Origin of the sequence: Moraxella sp. ZY200743 (genome assembly GCF_050885545.1) — a bacterium.
In the GTDB taxonomy this organism is placed as follows: Bacteria; Pseudomonadota; Gammaproteobacteria; order Pseudomonadales; family Moraxellaceae; genus Moraxella; species Moraxella haemolytica.
Genome location: NZ_CP091313.1, coordinates 1,729,679 through 1,743,357, shown reverse-complemented (window position 1 = coordinate 1,743,357; position 13,679 = coordinate 1,729,679). Strand labels below are relative to the sequence as shown.

At 42.4% G+C, this 13,679-nt stretch carries 13 protein-coding genes; 12 read left to right on the top strand and 1 reads right to left on the bottom strand.

Annotated features, from left to right (window positions below; all coding sequences use genetic code 11):
* The first annotated feature begins 23 nt into the window (after window positions 1-23).
* The 12 genes from rpsB to L3D27_RS08480 all read left to right on the top strand — a co-directional run bounded on the left by rpsB (window position 24) and on the right by L3D27_RS08480 (window position 12,765).
* Entirely contained in the window at window positions 24-776 is a 753-nt protein-coding gene (gene rpsB / locus L3D27_RS08535; protein WP_284673265.1) for a 30S ribosomal protein S2, read from the top strand.
* Window positions 777-897: 121 nt separating this feature from the next.
* The gene (tsf, locus tag L3D27_RS08530) at window positions 898-1,776 is read left to right on the top strand and encodes a translation elongation factor Ts (protein WP_373627613.1); all 879 of its coding nucleotides are present in this window, start codon (window positions 898-900) and stop codon (window positions 1,774-1,776) included.
* Window positions 1,777-1,909: 133 nt separating this feature from the next.
* Window positions 1,910-2,551 carry an orotate phosphoribosyltransferase gene (gene pyrE, locus L3D27_RS08525; RefSeq protein ID WP_373627614.1) on the top strand — a complete coding sequence of 214 codons (642 nt, stop codon included), beginning with the start codon at window positions 1,910-1,912 and terminating at the stop codon, window positions 2,549-2,551.
* A 3-nt stretch (window positions 2,552-2,554) separates the two neighbouring features.
* Window positions 2,555-3,505, top strand: a complete 951-nt coding sequence (gene gshB / locus L3D27_RS08520; protein ID WP_373627616.1) for a glutathione synthase — start codon at window positions 2,555-2,557, stop codon at window positions 3,503-3,505.
* 289 nt (window positions 3,506-3,794) lie between these two features.
* The gene (gene murG, locus L3D27_RS08515) at window positions 3,795-4,880 is read left to right on the top strand and encodes an undecaprenyldiphospho-muramoylpentapeptide beta-N-acetylglucosaminyltransferase (RefSeq protein ID WP_432480922.1); all 1,086 of its coding nucleotides are present in this window, start codon (window positions 3,795-3,797) and stop codon (window positions 4,878-4,880) included.
* Window positions 4,881-4,907: 27 nt separating this feature from the next.
* Window positions 4,908-5,432 (top strand): GNAT family N-acetyltransferase, encoded by a 525-nt coding sequence (locus tag L3D27_RS08510; protein ID WP_373627619.1) that lies wholly within the window; start codon window positions 4,908-4,910, stop codon window positions 5,430-5,432.
* A gap of 253 nt (window positions 5,433-5,685) precedes the next feature.
* Window positions 5,686-7,137: a UDP-N-acetylmuramate--L-alanine ligase gene (gene murC, locus L3D27_RS08505; protein WP_284673259.1), complete on the top strand. Its 1,452-nt coding sequence runs from the start codon at window positions 5,686-5,688 to the stop codon at window positions 7,135-7,137.
* Window positions 7,138-7,194: 57 nt separating this feature from the next.
* Window positions 7,195-8,115 (top strand): D-alanine--D-alanine ligase, encoded by a 921-nt coding sequence (locus tag L3D27_RS08500; protein ID WP_432480921.1) that lies wholly within the window; start codon window positions 7,195-7,197, stop codon window positions 8,113-8,115.
* A gap of 221 nt (window positions 8,116-8,336) precedes the next feature.
* Entirely contained in the window at window positions 8,337-9,092 is a 756-nt protein-coding gene (locus tag L3D27_RS08495) for a cell division protein FtsQ/DivIB (RefSeq protein ID WP_432480920.1), read from the top strand.
* A 242-nt stretch (window positions 9,093-9,334) separates the two neighbouring features.
* Window positions 9,335-10,630 carry a cell division protein FtsA gene (gene ftsA, locus L3D27_RS08490; RefSeq protein ID WP_432480919.1) on the top strand — a complete coding sequence of 432 codons (1,296 nt, stop codon included), beginning with the start codon at window positions 9,335-9,337 and terminating at the stop codon, window positions 10,628-10,630.
* Window positions 10,631-10,671: 41 nt separating this feature from the next.
* Window positions 10,672-11,826 carry a cell division protein FtsZ gene (gene ftsZ / locus L3D27_RS08485; RefSeq protein ID WP_432480918.1) on the top strand — a complete coding sequence of 385 codons (1,155 nt, stop codon included), beginning with the start codon at window positions 10,672-10,674 and terminating at the stop codon, window positions 11,824-11,826.
* A gap of 51 nt (window positions 11,827-11,877) precedes the next feature.
* Window positions 11,878-12,765: a PHP domain-containing protein gene (locus L3D27_RS08480; RefSeq protein ID WP_432480917.1), complete on the top strand. Its 888-nt coding sequence runs from the start codon at window positions 11,878-11,880 to the stop codon at window positions 12,763-12,765.
* 33 nt (window positions 12,766-12,798) lie between these two features.
* Here L3D27_RS08480 and L3D27_RS08475 read toward each other — a convergent pair whose 3' ends face one another.
* Entirely contained in the window at window positions 12,799-13,674 is an 876-nt protein-coding gene (locus tag L3D27_RS08475; protein WP_432480916.1) for a regulatory protein RecX, read from the bottom strand.
* Window positions 13,675-13,679: the final 5 nt, after the last annotated feature.

Sequence of the window (13,679 nt, the reverse complement as noted above, 5' to 3'; positions counted from 1 at the left end):
CCAATCTTTTTTAAGGATTTAATATGTCAAATTCTACTCAAGTTTCAATGCGTGATTTGCTAGAAGCTGGTGCTCACTTTGGTCACCAAACTCGTTACTGGAACCCAAAAATGAATCAATACATTTTTGGTGCTCGCAACGGCATTCATATCATCAATCTTGAACATACTGTTAAGCAGTTCAATGAAGCATTGAACTTTGCTAACCAACAAGCTGCTAATCGCAATAAAATTCTATTTGTTGGTACTAAGCGTGCGGCAAGTGGTGTTATTCGTGAGCAAGCACAGCGTGCTGGTATGCCATACATTGATCATCGTTGGTTAGGTGGTACTCTAACTAACTGGAAAACCATTCGTCAGTCTATCACTCGCCTAAAAGAGCTTGAAAAGCAGGCTGAAGATGGCACTTTCGCTAAACTGACTAAGCGTGAAGCACTTGAGCGTACTCGTGATATGGAGAAGCTGGAGCGTGCATTAGGCGGTATTAAAGAGATGGGTGGGCTACCTGACGCATTGTTTGTTATTGATGTGGACCATGAAGCCATTGCCATCAAAGAAGCAAAAAATCTTGGTATTCCAGTCATCGGTATCGTTGATACTAACTCTAATCCTGACAATGTTGACTATGTCATCGCAGCAAATGACGATGCTATCCGTGCAGTAAGCCTATACGCAACTGCAATGGCGGACTCTATCATTGCTGGCAAAGAGTATGCCAAAACCCAAGGCAAGGGCGGTGAGCAAGCTCAAGAAGCCAACGCCGAGCAAGCTGAATAATCACTAAAGATTATTGTAAAGGCGTGAATGTCTGTAGTATCGTTCACGCCTTTTTTGATAAATTTGCCCACAATCACTGTGATTGTTGCTATTTTAATTGAATTGTAAAAAGGTAATTACCATGACTCAAATTTCTGCATCACTGGTTAAAGAATTGCGTGAGCGTACTGGCTTGGGCATGATGGAATGTAAAAAAGCCCTAGAAGAAGCAGGTGGCGATATCGAACTTGCTATTGACAACCTACGCAAATCAGGTCAAGCTAAGGCTGCCAAAAAAGCAGGTAATATCGCTGCTGATGGAGCTATCATCATTGCACAAACTACTGGCAAAGCATTGTTGCTAGAAGTAAACTGCCAAACTGATTTCGTTGCGAAAGACGAAAGCTTTACCGCATTTGCTAATAAAGTTGCTGAATTAGCCTTGGCAAACAACACTACAGATGTAGAAACCATTTCTGGTTTAGAGTACGAAGCTGGTGTTAGTGTAGAAGAGGCTCGTGTGGCTTTGGTACAAAAAATTGGTGAAAATATCCAAATTCGTCGTGCCGAAGTTATTGAAGGTGCAAACCTAGCTGCTTACCGTCACGGTCTGCGTATTGGTGTTGTTGTTTCTTATGAAGGTGGTTCAGAAGAGCTTGGTAAAGCTGTTGCCATGCAAGTTGCTGCCTTTAACCCATTAGCAGTTAATGAAGAAGGTGTGCCTGCTGACATTTTGGCTCGTGAAAAAGATATCATTGAAGCTAAAGCGAAAGAATCAGGTAAACCAGAAGCGGTAATTGAAAAAATGATTACCGGTGGTGTTCAAAAGTACCTAAATGAAGTTACTTTGCTTAATCAGCCTTATGTTATTGATAATGATAAGAAAGTTGGTGATGTGTTAAAAGCTGAGAATGCAACCGTCATTAGCTTTAAGCGTCTAGAAGTTGGCGAAGGCATTGAGAAAAAGCAAGAAGACTTTGCTGCTGAAGTTGCTGCAGCTCAAGCTGCAGCTCAAGGCTAATCTTTGGTTTATGCCATATAATAAAAAACGCACCCATGTTGGTGCGTTTTTTATTGTATAAATTTGGCAAAATTAGGGTAAAATAACCCAAAACAAGGTACAATGTTCTTGGATTTAGATTTTTGGAGTTTTTATGTTTGATAAAAATGAGTTTATTCAGCTTTTGCTTGATTGCGGTGTCTTAAAGTTTGGTGAGTTTATCCTAAAATCAGGACGGGTTAGTCCCTATTTTTTTAATGCAGGTCTGTTATCAAATGGTAAGGCGTTGGACATGCTATCAAATGGTTATGCTAGTATCTTGGCAAATGAACTAAAGGACAAGAACCCCACAATTTTTGGGGCGGCATATAAGGGTATTCCTTTTGTGGCAACGACAGCACAAACGCTGTGGCGTTCGCATGGTATTGATGTTGATTGGGGTTATAATCGCAAAGAAGCCAAAACCCATGGTGAGGGAGGAAATCTTGTTGGGGCAGATTTGTCTGGTAAGGCGGTGTGGGTCATAGATGATGTGATGACTGCAGGAACAGCGGTGAGAGAAGTGGTTGAGATTTTAAAGAATGCAGGAGCGAGCCTTGCTGGGATTGTTATCGCACTTGACCGTAAAGAATGTGGTCAGGATAGGCGTTCGGCGGTACAGCAGATTAAAGATGACTTTGGTGTACCTGTGTTTTCTTTAGTGGATATTGATGATATTATTGCATTTTTGCAAGATAAGGGCGAAAGTGAGTGCTTGGTGAAAATGCAAGCCTACCGCCAAGAATATGGGGTGTAATTGATGAAAACATTAAATTTTTTGGTTATTATGGATGACATCGCTTCCATTAACTACAAAAAAGACTCTACCCTTGCAATGGCGTGGGCGATTAGCGATAAAAATCATTCTTTAAATTATTGTCAAATTGGTGATTTATGGCTCAATAATGGCGAATTGATGATTGATTGTCAATCATTACAAGTTTTTAAAAACCCTGACAACTTTTATGAACTGGGCGATAAAAACACCGTCAAAGAGACTGATTTTGATGTGATTTTAATGCGTAAAGATCCGCCTTTTGATATGAGATTTTTGTATGCGTTGTATTTGTTGGATTTTGCCAAACGAGCAGGGGTGTTGGTGGTTAACGATCCAACAAGTGTTAAAGAGTGCAATGAAAAACTTTTTGCCACTCAGTTTCCTCACCTGATGACGCCAACGGTCGTCAGTCAAAAACAATCACATCTTCGTGAGTTTATTAAAACACATCATGATGTGATTGTTAAGCCACTTGATGGCATGGGGGGCATGGGGATTTTTCGTTTGATGACGGATAGTCCTAACATTGGGGCGACTTTGGAGTTATTGACACAAAATGAGAGCTTGCCAATCATGGCACAAAAGTTCATTCCTGCCATTACAGAGGGTGATAAACGCATTTTGATTGTTGGTGGCAAGGTGGTGGATTACTGCTTGGCACGCATTCCAATGACAGGTGAAACTCGGGGTAACTTGGCAGCAGGCGGAACTGGCGTAGCGATGCCGCTAACCGAGCGTGAACGAGCACTTGCCAATGAAGTCGCCCCCATTCTTTTGAAAAAGGGTTTGTACTTTGTGGGGCTTGATGTCATTGGTGGGTTTATCACCGAAATTAATGTAACCAGCCCAACTTGCGTGCGTGAGATAGATGATCAATGTGGGACGCAGATTGCGGTGGATTTTGTGTCGTTTATTGAGAGTTTGGTTGGCTAATAAAATTGGCTGATTTGTTTCTAAAAGGGCGGTCATTCGCTCTTTTTTAATGACATTTGTGCAGTTTTGTTTATTGATTTTTGCAATGACGGATATTAGGATAAGATGAGGTCGATATTGGTATCATTTTGGTGATTTGGTGGGGAAGCTGTCTTAATGATACATATTTGATGAAAAATTGTAAGGCGTATAAATTTTTCTTGTATTTATTGACATTTTGTTTCAAAATACCAAATTAACCTAGAGGTATTATCTTCTGTATATTAGAACTTAAAAAGATTGAATGCTTATGAATATTTTGATGATGGCAGCAGGCACAGGCGGACATATTTTTCCTGCATTGGCGGTGGCAGACGAGCTTGCCAAACGGGGTGCAACGATACATTGGTTGGGTACGCCTACAGGCATGGAAAACGAGTTGGTGGCAAAGCATGCCTATCAGATGCATCATGTGCAGATGCAAGGTCTGCGTGGCAAAGGGATTGCTCGTTTGGTCAAGCTGCCATTGATGCTCTTTAAGGCAGTGATGAATGCCAAAAAAGTTATTGAGACGCACCACATCGATGTGGTGATGGGCTTTGGTGGCTATGTTACTGCACCTGGCGGTCTGGCAGCAAAAATCGCCAAAAAACCACTCATCATCCATGAACAAAATGCCATTGTTGGTATGAGCAATAAGAACCTAGCTCGCTATGCCGATAAAGTGCTACAGGCTTTTGATGGGGCGTTCAATGGTGGTTTTGGCGAGAGATTGATAACGGTGGGCAATCCTGTGCGTGCTGATATTACTCAGGTGGCACCACCGCACTTACGCTATGATGTAAGTGATGTCTCTTCGCTAAAAGTGCTGGTTGTGGGTGGTTCACTGGGAGCGAAGGCGATTAATGATGCAGTGGTGGCATTGTTAAGGTTATCTGATAAGCCTTTAACCATCAAACATCAATGTGGTAAGAACCATCATGACGATATGTTAATTGCTTATTCACAAGCAGGGATTGATACCAGTATTCATGTCTTTGAGGTATTGCCATTCATTGATGACATGGCAGCGGCTTATGCGTGGGCGGATGTGATTGTTTGTCGTGCTGGAGCATTGACAGTGAGTGAGATTGCCAGTGTGGGTATTGCACCCATTTTTATTCCCTTGCCAACTGCGGTTGATGACCATCAAACTTTTAATGCCAAAACCTTGACCGATAATGGAGCAGGGATTTTATTGCCCCAAAATGAACTATCAGGCGAAAGATTGGCAAAGATTTTGGGTAGTCTTGACCGTAAGCAATGCCTAGATATGGCAAATAACGCCCGAGCTTTTGCTAAGGCGGACACCACCAAACAAGTGGCGGATATTGTGGAGCGTGTGATTAAAGAATAATCTGGTTAATTTTAAGAGACTAATAAAATGTTTTATTATGAAATTGATGACGAATTAAGCCTAACCTTGGTGCATTCATCATTTGCTAGTCAGATGGCTGATATTGTCAATGCTCAAAAAGAATATTTGGGAAAATGGCTACCTTGGGCGAATCATTTTAGCGAAAATAGTTATGGTGAGTTTGTTAAATTTGCCTTGCATCAGTATGCTGATGACAAGGCTATTCATACCCATATTATCCATGATAATAAGATTATTGGGGCGGTGAGTTTAAATAATATTTATCATCATCTTAAAAAAGCAGAAATTGGCTATTGGCTACACCAAGATTATCAAGGGCGTGGCGTGATGACTCTTGCAGTGCGTGCGATGATGGATATTGCTAAAAATATTTATGGTATGGCTGTGGTGGATATCAAAGCAGGTGAGCATAACACCCCAAGCCGAAAAGTCGCTGAGCGATTGGGATTTGAGTTTTGTGGTATTATCGCCAATAATGAAAATGTCAATGGTCGGATTATCAATCATGCGGTTTATACTTATCGTTTTTGATTTTAAAAACTTAGATTGCAGATAAATACGCCATTAGATGAGCTTGATGGGGTGTAACTTGCCCTTTATTAAATCGTCATATTTGAATAAATGGACCATTCTTGCTTTTTGAACAATTTTAAATATATGTGGCTATTGTAAACCTGCTCAGATGATTGTTTAAATTCGTTTAAATAAATTAAATTTGTCTAAATAAAATTATCAAGATAAAATGACTGACCAACCTTATTTGATAGCCAAAAAGAGAAAAATTATGCCAAATTCAACCAATGTCAAGACTCTACCTAAGCAACTGATTGAAATACCTGAGATGAGACGGATTAACACTATCCACTTTGTTGGCATTGGTGGGGCGGGTATGTGTGGGATTGCTGAAGTGCTTGCCAATCAAGGCTATACGGTTACAGGCTCAGACATCAAAGAAAGTGTTGTTACCAAGCGATTGGAGAGTTTGGGCATTGCGGTTTTTATCGGACATGATTCATCAAATATCAAAAATGCCGATGTGCTTGTGGTGTCATCTGCCATTGACAAAACCAATCCTGAGATTCAAACGGCTTTGCAAGCTCGCTTGCCTGTGGTTCGCCGTGCTGATATGCTTGGCGAACTGATGAGATATCGCCATAGCATCGCAGTCGCTGGAGCACATGGCAAGACCACGACCACCAGTCTGCTCACCATGATGCTGACCGAAGCTGGGCTTGATCCGACCTATGTGATTGGTGGCAAATTAAATGCTTCTGGTAAGAATGCGTCTTTGGGTAGTAGTCGTTACCTTGTGGCAGAAGCGGATGAGTCTGATGCGTCTTTTTTGAGTTTGCGACCGATGGCATGTATCGTTACCAATATTGACGAAGACCATATGGATACCTATGATGGCAGCTTTGAGAAATTAAAGCAGGCCTATATTCAGTTTTTGCACAATATGCCCTTTTATGGCTTGGCGGTGGTATGTGGCGATGATAAAGAGCTGTATGGCATGATTGATGACATTGCTCGCCCTGTATTGACCTTTGGTTTTCAAGAGCATAATGATGTGCAAGCGGTGGATTTGTTGGTGGATGGCACTTGCACGCATTTTACGGTACTGCGTAAAGACCGAAAGCCACTTCGTTTAACCCTAAATATTCCTGGCGAACACAATGTGCTAAATGCGTTGGGAGCAATCACGCTTGCGACTGATGAAGGTGTAGATGATGAAGCGATTGTGCGTGCGGTGGGCAAATTTGCAGGCGTGGGACGGCGTTTTGAACAGCAGGCTAAGGTAAGTTATGAAGAGGGCGATGTTTTGCTTATTGATGACTACGGCCATCATCCTGCCGAAGTGCAAGCAACCATTAAAGCGGCTCGCCAAAGTTATCCCGACCGCCGTTTGGTGATGATGTTTCAACCGCACCGCTATAGTCGTACACGAGATTGTTTTAGTGAGTTTGTCAATGTCTTATCGCAGGTGGATAAACTGATTTTGCTTGATGTGTACAGTGCTGGCGAAGAGCCGATTAAGGGGGCGACAAGCGATGATTTGGCTCGCTCCTTGCGTGAGCGTGGACAGGTTGAGCCGATTGTCCTAAGCGTTGCTGATAAAGAGCAAATCGCTCAAGTGCTAAAAGTTACTCTGCATGCCAATGATTTGCTTATCACGCAAGGGGCGGGCAATGTGGGGCAGATTTGTTTGGAGTTAAGAGATAATAATCTATACCTTTAATTCATATTAAAACACTTTGGGTTATTTTTAAATTATTGTTAAATTTTGGAAAAGTTTATGACTGATGTTAATATTAAAAAATTTGGCAAAGTCGCCGTTGTATGCGGTGGTAGCAGTAGCGAGCGAGAAGTCTCCTTAAAAAGTGGCAAGGCGGTACTTGATGCCTTGCAATCAAAAGGCGTAGATGCTCATCACTTTGACCCCAAAGAGATGGATATCTCCAAACTGCGTGACTATGACCGTGTGTTTAATGTCTTGCATGGTACTTTTGGCGAAGATGGCAGCCTGCAGGGTATGCTAGATGGCTTTGGCATTCCTTATACGGGTTGTGGAGTGTTGGCGTCTGCCATTGCGATGGATAAATTTCGTTGTCGTCTTGTTTGGCAGTCGCTAGGCTTGCCAAATGTGCCATATGTGGTGCTAAAAGATGACAGTGATTTTTTGGCGGTGGAGACAGACTTTGGCTTACCGCTCTTTGTCAAGCCTGCCAGTGAAGGCAGTAGCGTGGGCGTGGTGATGATTGAAAAGGCAGGCGAGCTTGCTAAGATATATCCAACTTTGAAACAATATCATGGCGAGATTTTGGCAGAAAAAGCCATTACAGGTGGTGAGTATGCTTTGGCATTGCTAGGCGACACCGCTTTACCAAGTATTCGTATCATTCCAAAGAACAAGTTTTATGATTATGAAGCCAAGTATTTAAGAGATGACACCGTCTATCAATGTCCGTCAGATCTAACCGCCAAGCAAGAACAGCAAATGGGCAAGTTGGCTAAGCGTGCTTTTGAGGCGATAGGTGGTCGTGGTTGGGCTCGTGTGGACTTTTTAAAGGGCGATGATGGCAAATTGTATCTGTTAGAAATCAATACTGTGCCTGGCATGACCGACCATAGCCTTGTACCCATGGCGGCAAGGGAGGTTGGTGTGGACTTTGCCGAGTTTTGTATGGCGATATTAGAGCAGACCTTAACTGTTTGATGCTAGCTAGCACCCAAAAGCCAATGGGTAATCTGTTGGCTTTTGGGTGCTATTCGTCCAAAAAGTGTTAGCAAATAAAAAACGCTGGCATATCTTGGGGTGAAACTGTAACCGGTTGTAAAAATTCATCGCTTTATCCATATTTTTCTTGGCGATAATGATAAAATACGCTACTATATGCAATTTGTCCTATTTCTTTAGTTCTACTTGGCAGTAGCATCATGAACGCTCGAATCAAAACCTTTAAAACACGCCCAATGCTTAAGCTCTGGCAGATTTTACTGCTCAGTGGCATTGTTTTTGCGTTGAGTGTGTTTTTTATTTTTCGAGCGGCAAATCAAGCTCCGACTAGACCGCTTGTGTTAGAGATGAACAACCTAACCCAAGCACAGATAGCCTCTTTACAAGAGGCAACCCATTCGCTGGGCGAAATGCAGTTTTTTGGGGCAAATTTAACCAAAATTCATCGAGTGGTGTCTGGGTTATCATGGGTGGGGAGTGCTAGTGTCAAAAGAGACTGGCGGAAAGGCGTGGTGGTGTCTGTTATTCCAAGGCGGGCGGTAGCAAATTTTGGTAGTCAGCATTTGCTTGATGCAAATGGAGAGGTTTTTGTGCCGGCTGATGAGCGTGAATTGATGAATGAGTCGCTTGTCAATTTATACAGTACCCACGCAAAAGACGCACAGCATATGATGAAGCAGATGCGGCGAATCAATGAGTGGTTCTCTCCTTTGGGATTGATTGCTCAAGATGTTACGCTAACTTCAAGGCAAACATGGCTGATTCGTTTTAATAATGGACTTAGAGTGATTGTTGATCATGAAAATACCGAGCAGAAGCTATTTGGTTTGGCATCGCTACTAAAAAGTAGTTTGGCATCGGAACTACCAAGTATGCAATCGGTGGATTTAAGATATAAAAATGGCTTTGCGGTCGCTTGGCGAACTAAAGTGGAGCCTGTAACGAATGAATCATAAAAAGTGACAGTCTGATAATCTGATGGTTGGTCTGATTTTGATCAAGATGTTGCGTTGCAATGATGGATAATTTTTGGGTATTTTGTGTTATTTTTAAGAATTTTTATCAAAAACAGAATAAATTACTAATTTTTATAAAGTTTACTCTTTTACAAAATTGCTATAGGTGTTAAAATATAAGAGGTGCATTCATTTTTTGAATGCTTGGTGAATTGATTGTTTATTGGTGAGTAAAGATTCGTATGTCAGACCTACAGGTAGCATTGCATTTAAGTTCAAGTGCTGTTCATACAGTCGTAGGCTATGCAACCGGTACACCTGAAAATCCGAAAATTAAAATTTCGGCAGTGGGTTTGGCAAACACTGATGCGTTTGCTGCTGGCAAAATTGAACGCCGAGAATATCTCATCAGTGCCATACACAAATCACTACAAGAAGCTAGTGATATGGCAGGCGTGCAGATTCATGAGGTGTGTTTGTCTTTATCCACACCGTTGATGATCTCCATGAATGATACGCAAACTGTTGTGATGAATACATCAAGTACCCAAACGACAGTACGACAAAGCGATATGCATCGTGCCAAAGAGTTGGTTCGTGATAAATTGCGTGCTGAGGGTTGTGAAATTTTTCAATTGTGCCAAATTGTTACTTATCTTGATGGTACGCATGAGGTTAAAGATCCTGTCAATATGTATGCCAATAAAATTGATGTGGTCAATCATGTGATGGCATTGCCAGCCAGTTACCATCATCAGGTATCGAGCGTGATTGATGCATCAGGCATTGCCATTGGCGATACTTTATTTGATGGTTTGGTGAGTGCAGAATATGCCTTGACCAAAGATGAGAAAAAGCAAGGGGTTTGCTTTATTGATATTGGTCAAGAAACAACTAAAGTGTGTGTCTATTATGATGGGGCGGTGATATTTTCTGAGTGTCTAGATGTGGGCGGTCAGACCGTAACTTATGACATTTCGGTGGAGCTTGGGCTGACCACTCAAGAGTCAGAAAGCCTTAAATGTCAACAAGGTACGCTCATACTGGACCCATCAAAACGAGCATCATTTATTAATGTTAAAAGACGCACGGGCGGAGAAGCGACAGTTAGCTTACGCCACCTAAATAATATTATTACCGCTCGTTATGAGAATATTTTTACTCACATCAACAAAGCACTTGAGACTCGCTCAATGTCTAACATGCTTGGCATGGGCGTAGTGTTGGCGGGTGGGGGTTGTCAGATTGATGGCATGGCACACTTTTTGGGGCGGTATTGGGGCGTGCCTGTACGCATGATGACGACCAATAGTAATATCAGTATCTGCCCAAAAACCTTGAGTGATGAAAAGATTCAACTCATCAATGAGTACTTAAAAAATAACAAACTGCATAGCGTGCTAGGCTCGCTCTTATACCAAAATAGCGAGCAATTCATGAAGGATAGCTATACAGAAATGAAGGTTGATGATGGTCTTGCCAACAAGGTTTCCGATGGTTGGCAGGCTGTGGTTAATTGGCTTAAAGATAAATTATAATGCCTTTGGGCGATGGTTTTTAGATTTTTGGAGTGAGGTTTATGTCAAAATACAGTATGTCAGATGACGCCCAGTTTGGCTCAGATGGACAAGCACGCTTTATCGTTTTTGGTGTCGGTGGCGGTGGTGGTAACGCTGTTGAGCATATGGTGCATCAACAGGTTACAGGCATTAATTTTGTGGCGGCGAACACAGATCGTCAAGCATTGAACAAATTAACCGTGCCGAATAAGCTACAACTAGGCAGTGATTTGACTCGTGGCTTGGGTGCAGGTGCAAACCCTGAGGTGGGTCGTGAAGCAGCAGAAAGCGACGAAGAAGAAATTCGTGCACTATTATCTGATTACGACATGGTATTCATCACTGCAGGCATGGGTGGTGGTACAGGTACAGGTGCAGCTCCTGTGATTGCTCGTATCGCTAAAGAAAAAGGCATCTTGACTGTTGCTGTTGTTACCACACCATTTAAATTTGAAGGTGGTAAGCGTGCCAAATTGGCTCAAGAAGGTATTGAGCAGTTATCGCAGTATGTGGACTCTATCATTACTGTGCCTAACGAAAAACTATTACAAGTCTATCGTGGTCTGACCATGAAAGATGCCTTTGCCAAGGCGAACGATGTTCTGTTGCAAGCGGTTGATGGTATTACTCGTACCATTCGTGAGCCTGGTGTGATTAACATTGATTTTAACGATGTGCATACTGCAATGACTGCTAAAGGTCATGCGATGATGGGTATTGGTCGTGCTAGTGGCGAAGGTCGTGCAGCGGCAGCAGCAGAAAAAGCGATTCGTTCACCACTACTTGATGATCTACTACTAAAAAATGCACAAGGTGTTATCATCAATATCGTGGGTGCTAATATCGGCATGAGCGAGCCTGCAGAAGTGGCTGAAGTGGTGGGTCGTATTGCTAATATTGACGAAGGCAATATCTTCTATGGTGCGGTCGATGATGAATCGATGGGTGATGATATCTATGTTACGGTCATTGCTACAGGTCTGACTGTTGATGAATCGCCAAAAGTACAACCAGCGAACCCACAGGCAGCTCCTGCAGGTCATACAGCAGCCATCAGCAGTCAAGGAGCACCACAAGCAGCGGCACCACAAAGTCAGTCGCCGACTCGTCCAGTGGTTAAGCCATTGAGTGTGGGTTCGTTCCTAAATGAACGCAAATCTACAATAACTGACTAATGGCAATGCACCCTGTACTATGTATGGGGTGTTTGTTTTTATGGGTAGAAAATGATAGATTTGCATAGCCATAGCACTGCTTCAGATGGTACAAATTCGCCAACTGAACTGGTTAAAAAAGCACACTTGGCAGGTATCACGACCTTTGCTCTAACTGATCACGATACCATTGCAGGCGTGGTGGAAGCAAAGGCGATGGCACAATCTTTAGGTATGACGCTAATCCACGGTGTTGAGATTAGCTGTACGCATTGTCTGCTAGGTGGTTATGGCACACATCAGCAGATTGATAAGATTATCCATGTGGTCGCTCTTGATTTTCATGATGTTCGGCGAATGAATGATTCCTTGCAATCATTACAAGATAGTCGTCATGAGCGAGGTAGGCGTATCGTTCAAAAACTTGCTAATATCTTGGCGGGTAATGATAATGCTCTGTCGTTACAAGAGGTATTGTGGCAAGCGGTGTTGGATAAAACAGGGCAAAATCCACGTGCGGTAGGTCGAGCTCACATTGCACAAGTGCTCTATGAAATGGGTTTTGTGCCCAGTGTGCAGTCGGCTTTTGATAAATATTTGGCAGACGGAAAATCTGCCTATGTGGAGATTGAGACCATCAGCATGGCTCAAACCATTAAGTTGATTCATGAATGTGGCGGCTTGGCGGTGCTAGCACACCCAACTCGTTATGGACTATCAGCAACTCGAACCAGACGCTTGATTGCTGATTTTGCAGAGCTTGGTGGCGATGCTTGTGAGTTACCTAATAATGAACCTGCTAGTTTGCGAGCAATGATTGACCGTGCTATCGCCCAAAATCGGTTGATGGTATCAGTGGGAAGCGATTTTCATGGAAGTAATATGCCTTGGAGAAAACTTGCCACAGTGGCGAAACCATCTCCTGAACAAGTGGGTGTATGGACTTGCTTTAAAAGCTAGCAATAATTAAAAAATTTCTGTTTGAATTAGTGTCTAACGAAACCGGAGTTCTTCTAGGTCGTCTAGTGTATATTTTAATGCATCAAAGCATACACCCATCTCAAAACCACGATACTGCAAAAACCTTAGTTGTTTGGCTTTGTCTTTTGCACTTATAGGGCGGTCGTTGCCGTATTTTTTACAGCGGGCTTCCACAGCAAGTCTTAGCCAGTCAATCTTGTCATCATCTACCAATACCGTCCCATCATTGATGCTAGGAATATCTGCCATCTGTATGAGTTCATCAAGAGAGTAAGGAAGGGTTAGTTTGGCTTTTTTTAAGGTGTGCAAAATATGGTTTTTGCTACGACCACGCCGCACGCTTTCACGGATTAACATAAAAGCAAATCGCTCATCAGACTGATAGCCTTTTTCACTAAATTCATCAAGCAGTGCGTCAATCTGCTGACTGTCATGCCCTTTGTCTAGCAGTTTTTGTCTCAGTTCGGCTCTTGAGTGTTCTCTCTTGGAGAGGTAATAAAAGGCAAGCCAACGCAAATGATTGGTGGTTTTGTCATTTTGATAAATGGGTTCGATGTCAACACCTTGCAGAGCGTGCCGTGTGGCATCATCTAGGATTTGTTGTGTATCATTGGCAATGATGGTTGTGATATGTTGCTTTTGCTTGGTTTGGTCTGGCTTTGGGTTAGTGAAGTGGGTTTGTTTGTTTGAAGAATTGTTTTTTGTGTTGTTTGTGTTTGATAAAGATTTGGGTTGATTGGTTGTACAAGCTGATTTAATGAGCCTGTCTGATTTGTCTGTATTTTTCTGCGATTGAATATTGGGGCTTGACGATAAAGCGGAAGTCTTAGCAGGCATGGTATCATCTATGTCCGCTAGGATTTCCGCTAATGTTTTAATGGTGGTCAAGAATG

Excerpts from the sequence above, each read along its gene's own strand:
- L3D27_RS08500 (WP_432480921.1), top strand. The coding sequence starts at position 7,195 with ATGACTGATGTTAATATTAAAAAATTTGGCAAAGTCGCCGTTGTATGC.
- L3D27_RS08510 (WP_373627619.1), top strand. The coding sequence starts at position 4,908 with ATGTTTTATTATGAAATTGATGACGAATTAAGCCTAACCTTGGTGCAT.
- gshB (WP_373627616.1), top strand. The coding sequence starts at position 2,555 with ATGAAAACATTAAATTTTTTGGTTATTATGGATGACATCGCTTCCATT.
- rpsB (WP_284673265.1), top strand. The coding sequence starts at position 24 with ATGTCAAATTCTACTCAAGTTTCAATGCGTGATTTGCTAGAAGCTGGT.
- ftsZ (WP_432480918.1), top strand. The coding sequence starts at position 10,672 with ATGTCAAAATACAGTATGTCAGATGACGCCCAGTTTGGCTCAGATGGA.
- murC (WP_284673259.1), top strand. The coding sequence starts at position 5,686 with ATGCCAAATTCAACCAATGTCAAGACTCTACCTAAGCAACTGATTGAA.
- pyrE (WP_373627614.1), top strand. The coding sequence starts at position 1,910 with ATGTTTGATAAAAATGAGTTTATTCAGCTTTTGCTTGATTGCGGTGTC.
- L3D27_RS08480 (WP_432480917.1), top strand. The coding sequence starts at position 11,878 with ATGATAGATTTGCATAGCCATAGCACTGCTTCAGATGGTACAAATTCG.
- L3D27_RS08495 (WP_432480920.1), top strand. The coding sequence starts at position 8,337 with ATGAACGCTCGAATCAAAACCTTTAAAACACGCCCAATGCTTAAGCTC.
- tsf (WP_373627613.1), top strand. The coding sequence starts at position 898 with ATGACTCAAATTTCTGCATCACTGGTTAAAGAATTGCGTGAGCGTACT.
- murG (WP_432480922.1), top strand. The coding sequence starts at position 3,795 with ATGAATATTTTGATGATGGCAGCAGGCACAGGCGGACATATTTTTCCT.
- ftsA (WP_432480919.1), top strand. The coding sequence starts at position 9,335 with ATGTCAGACCTACAGGTAGCATTGCATTTAAGTTCAAGTGCTGTTCAT.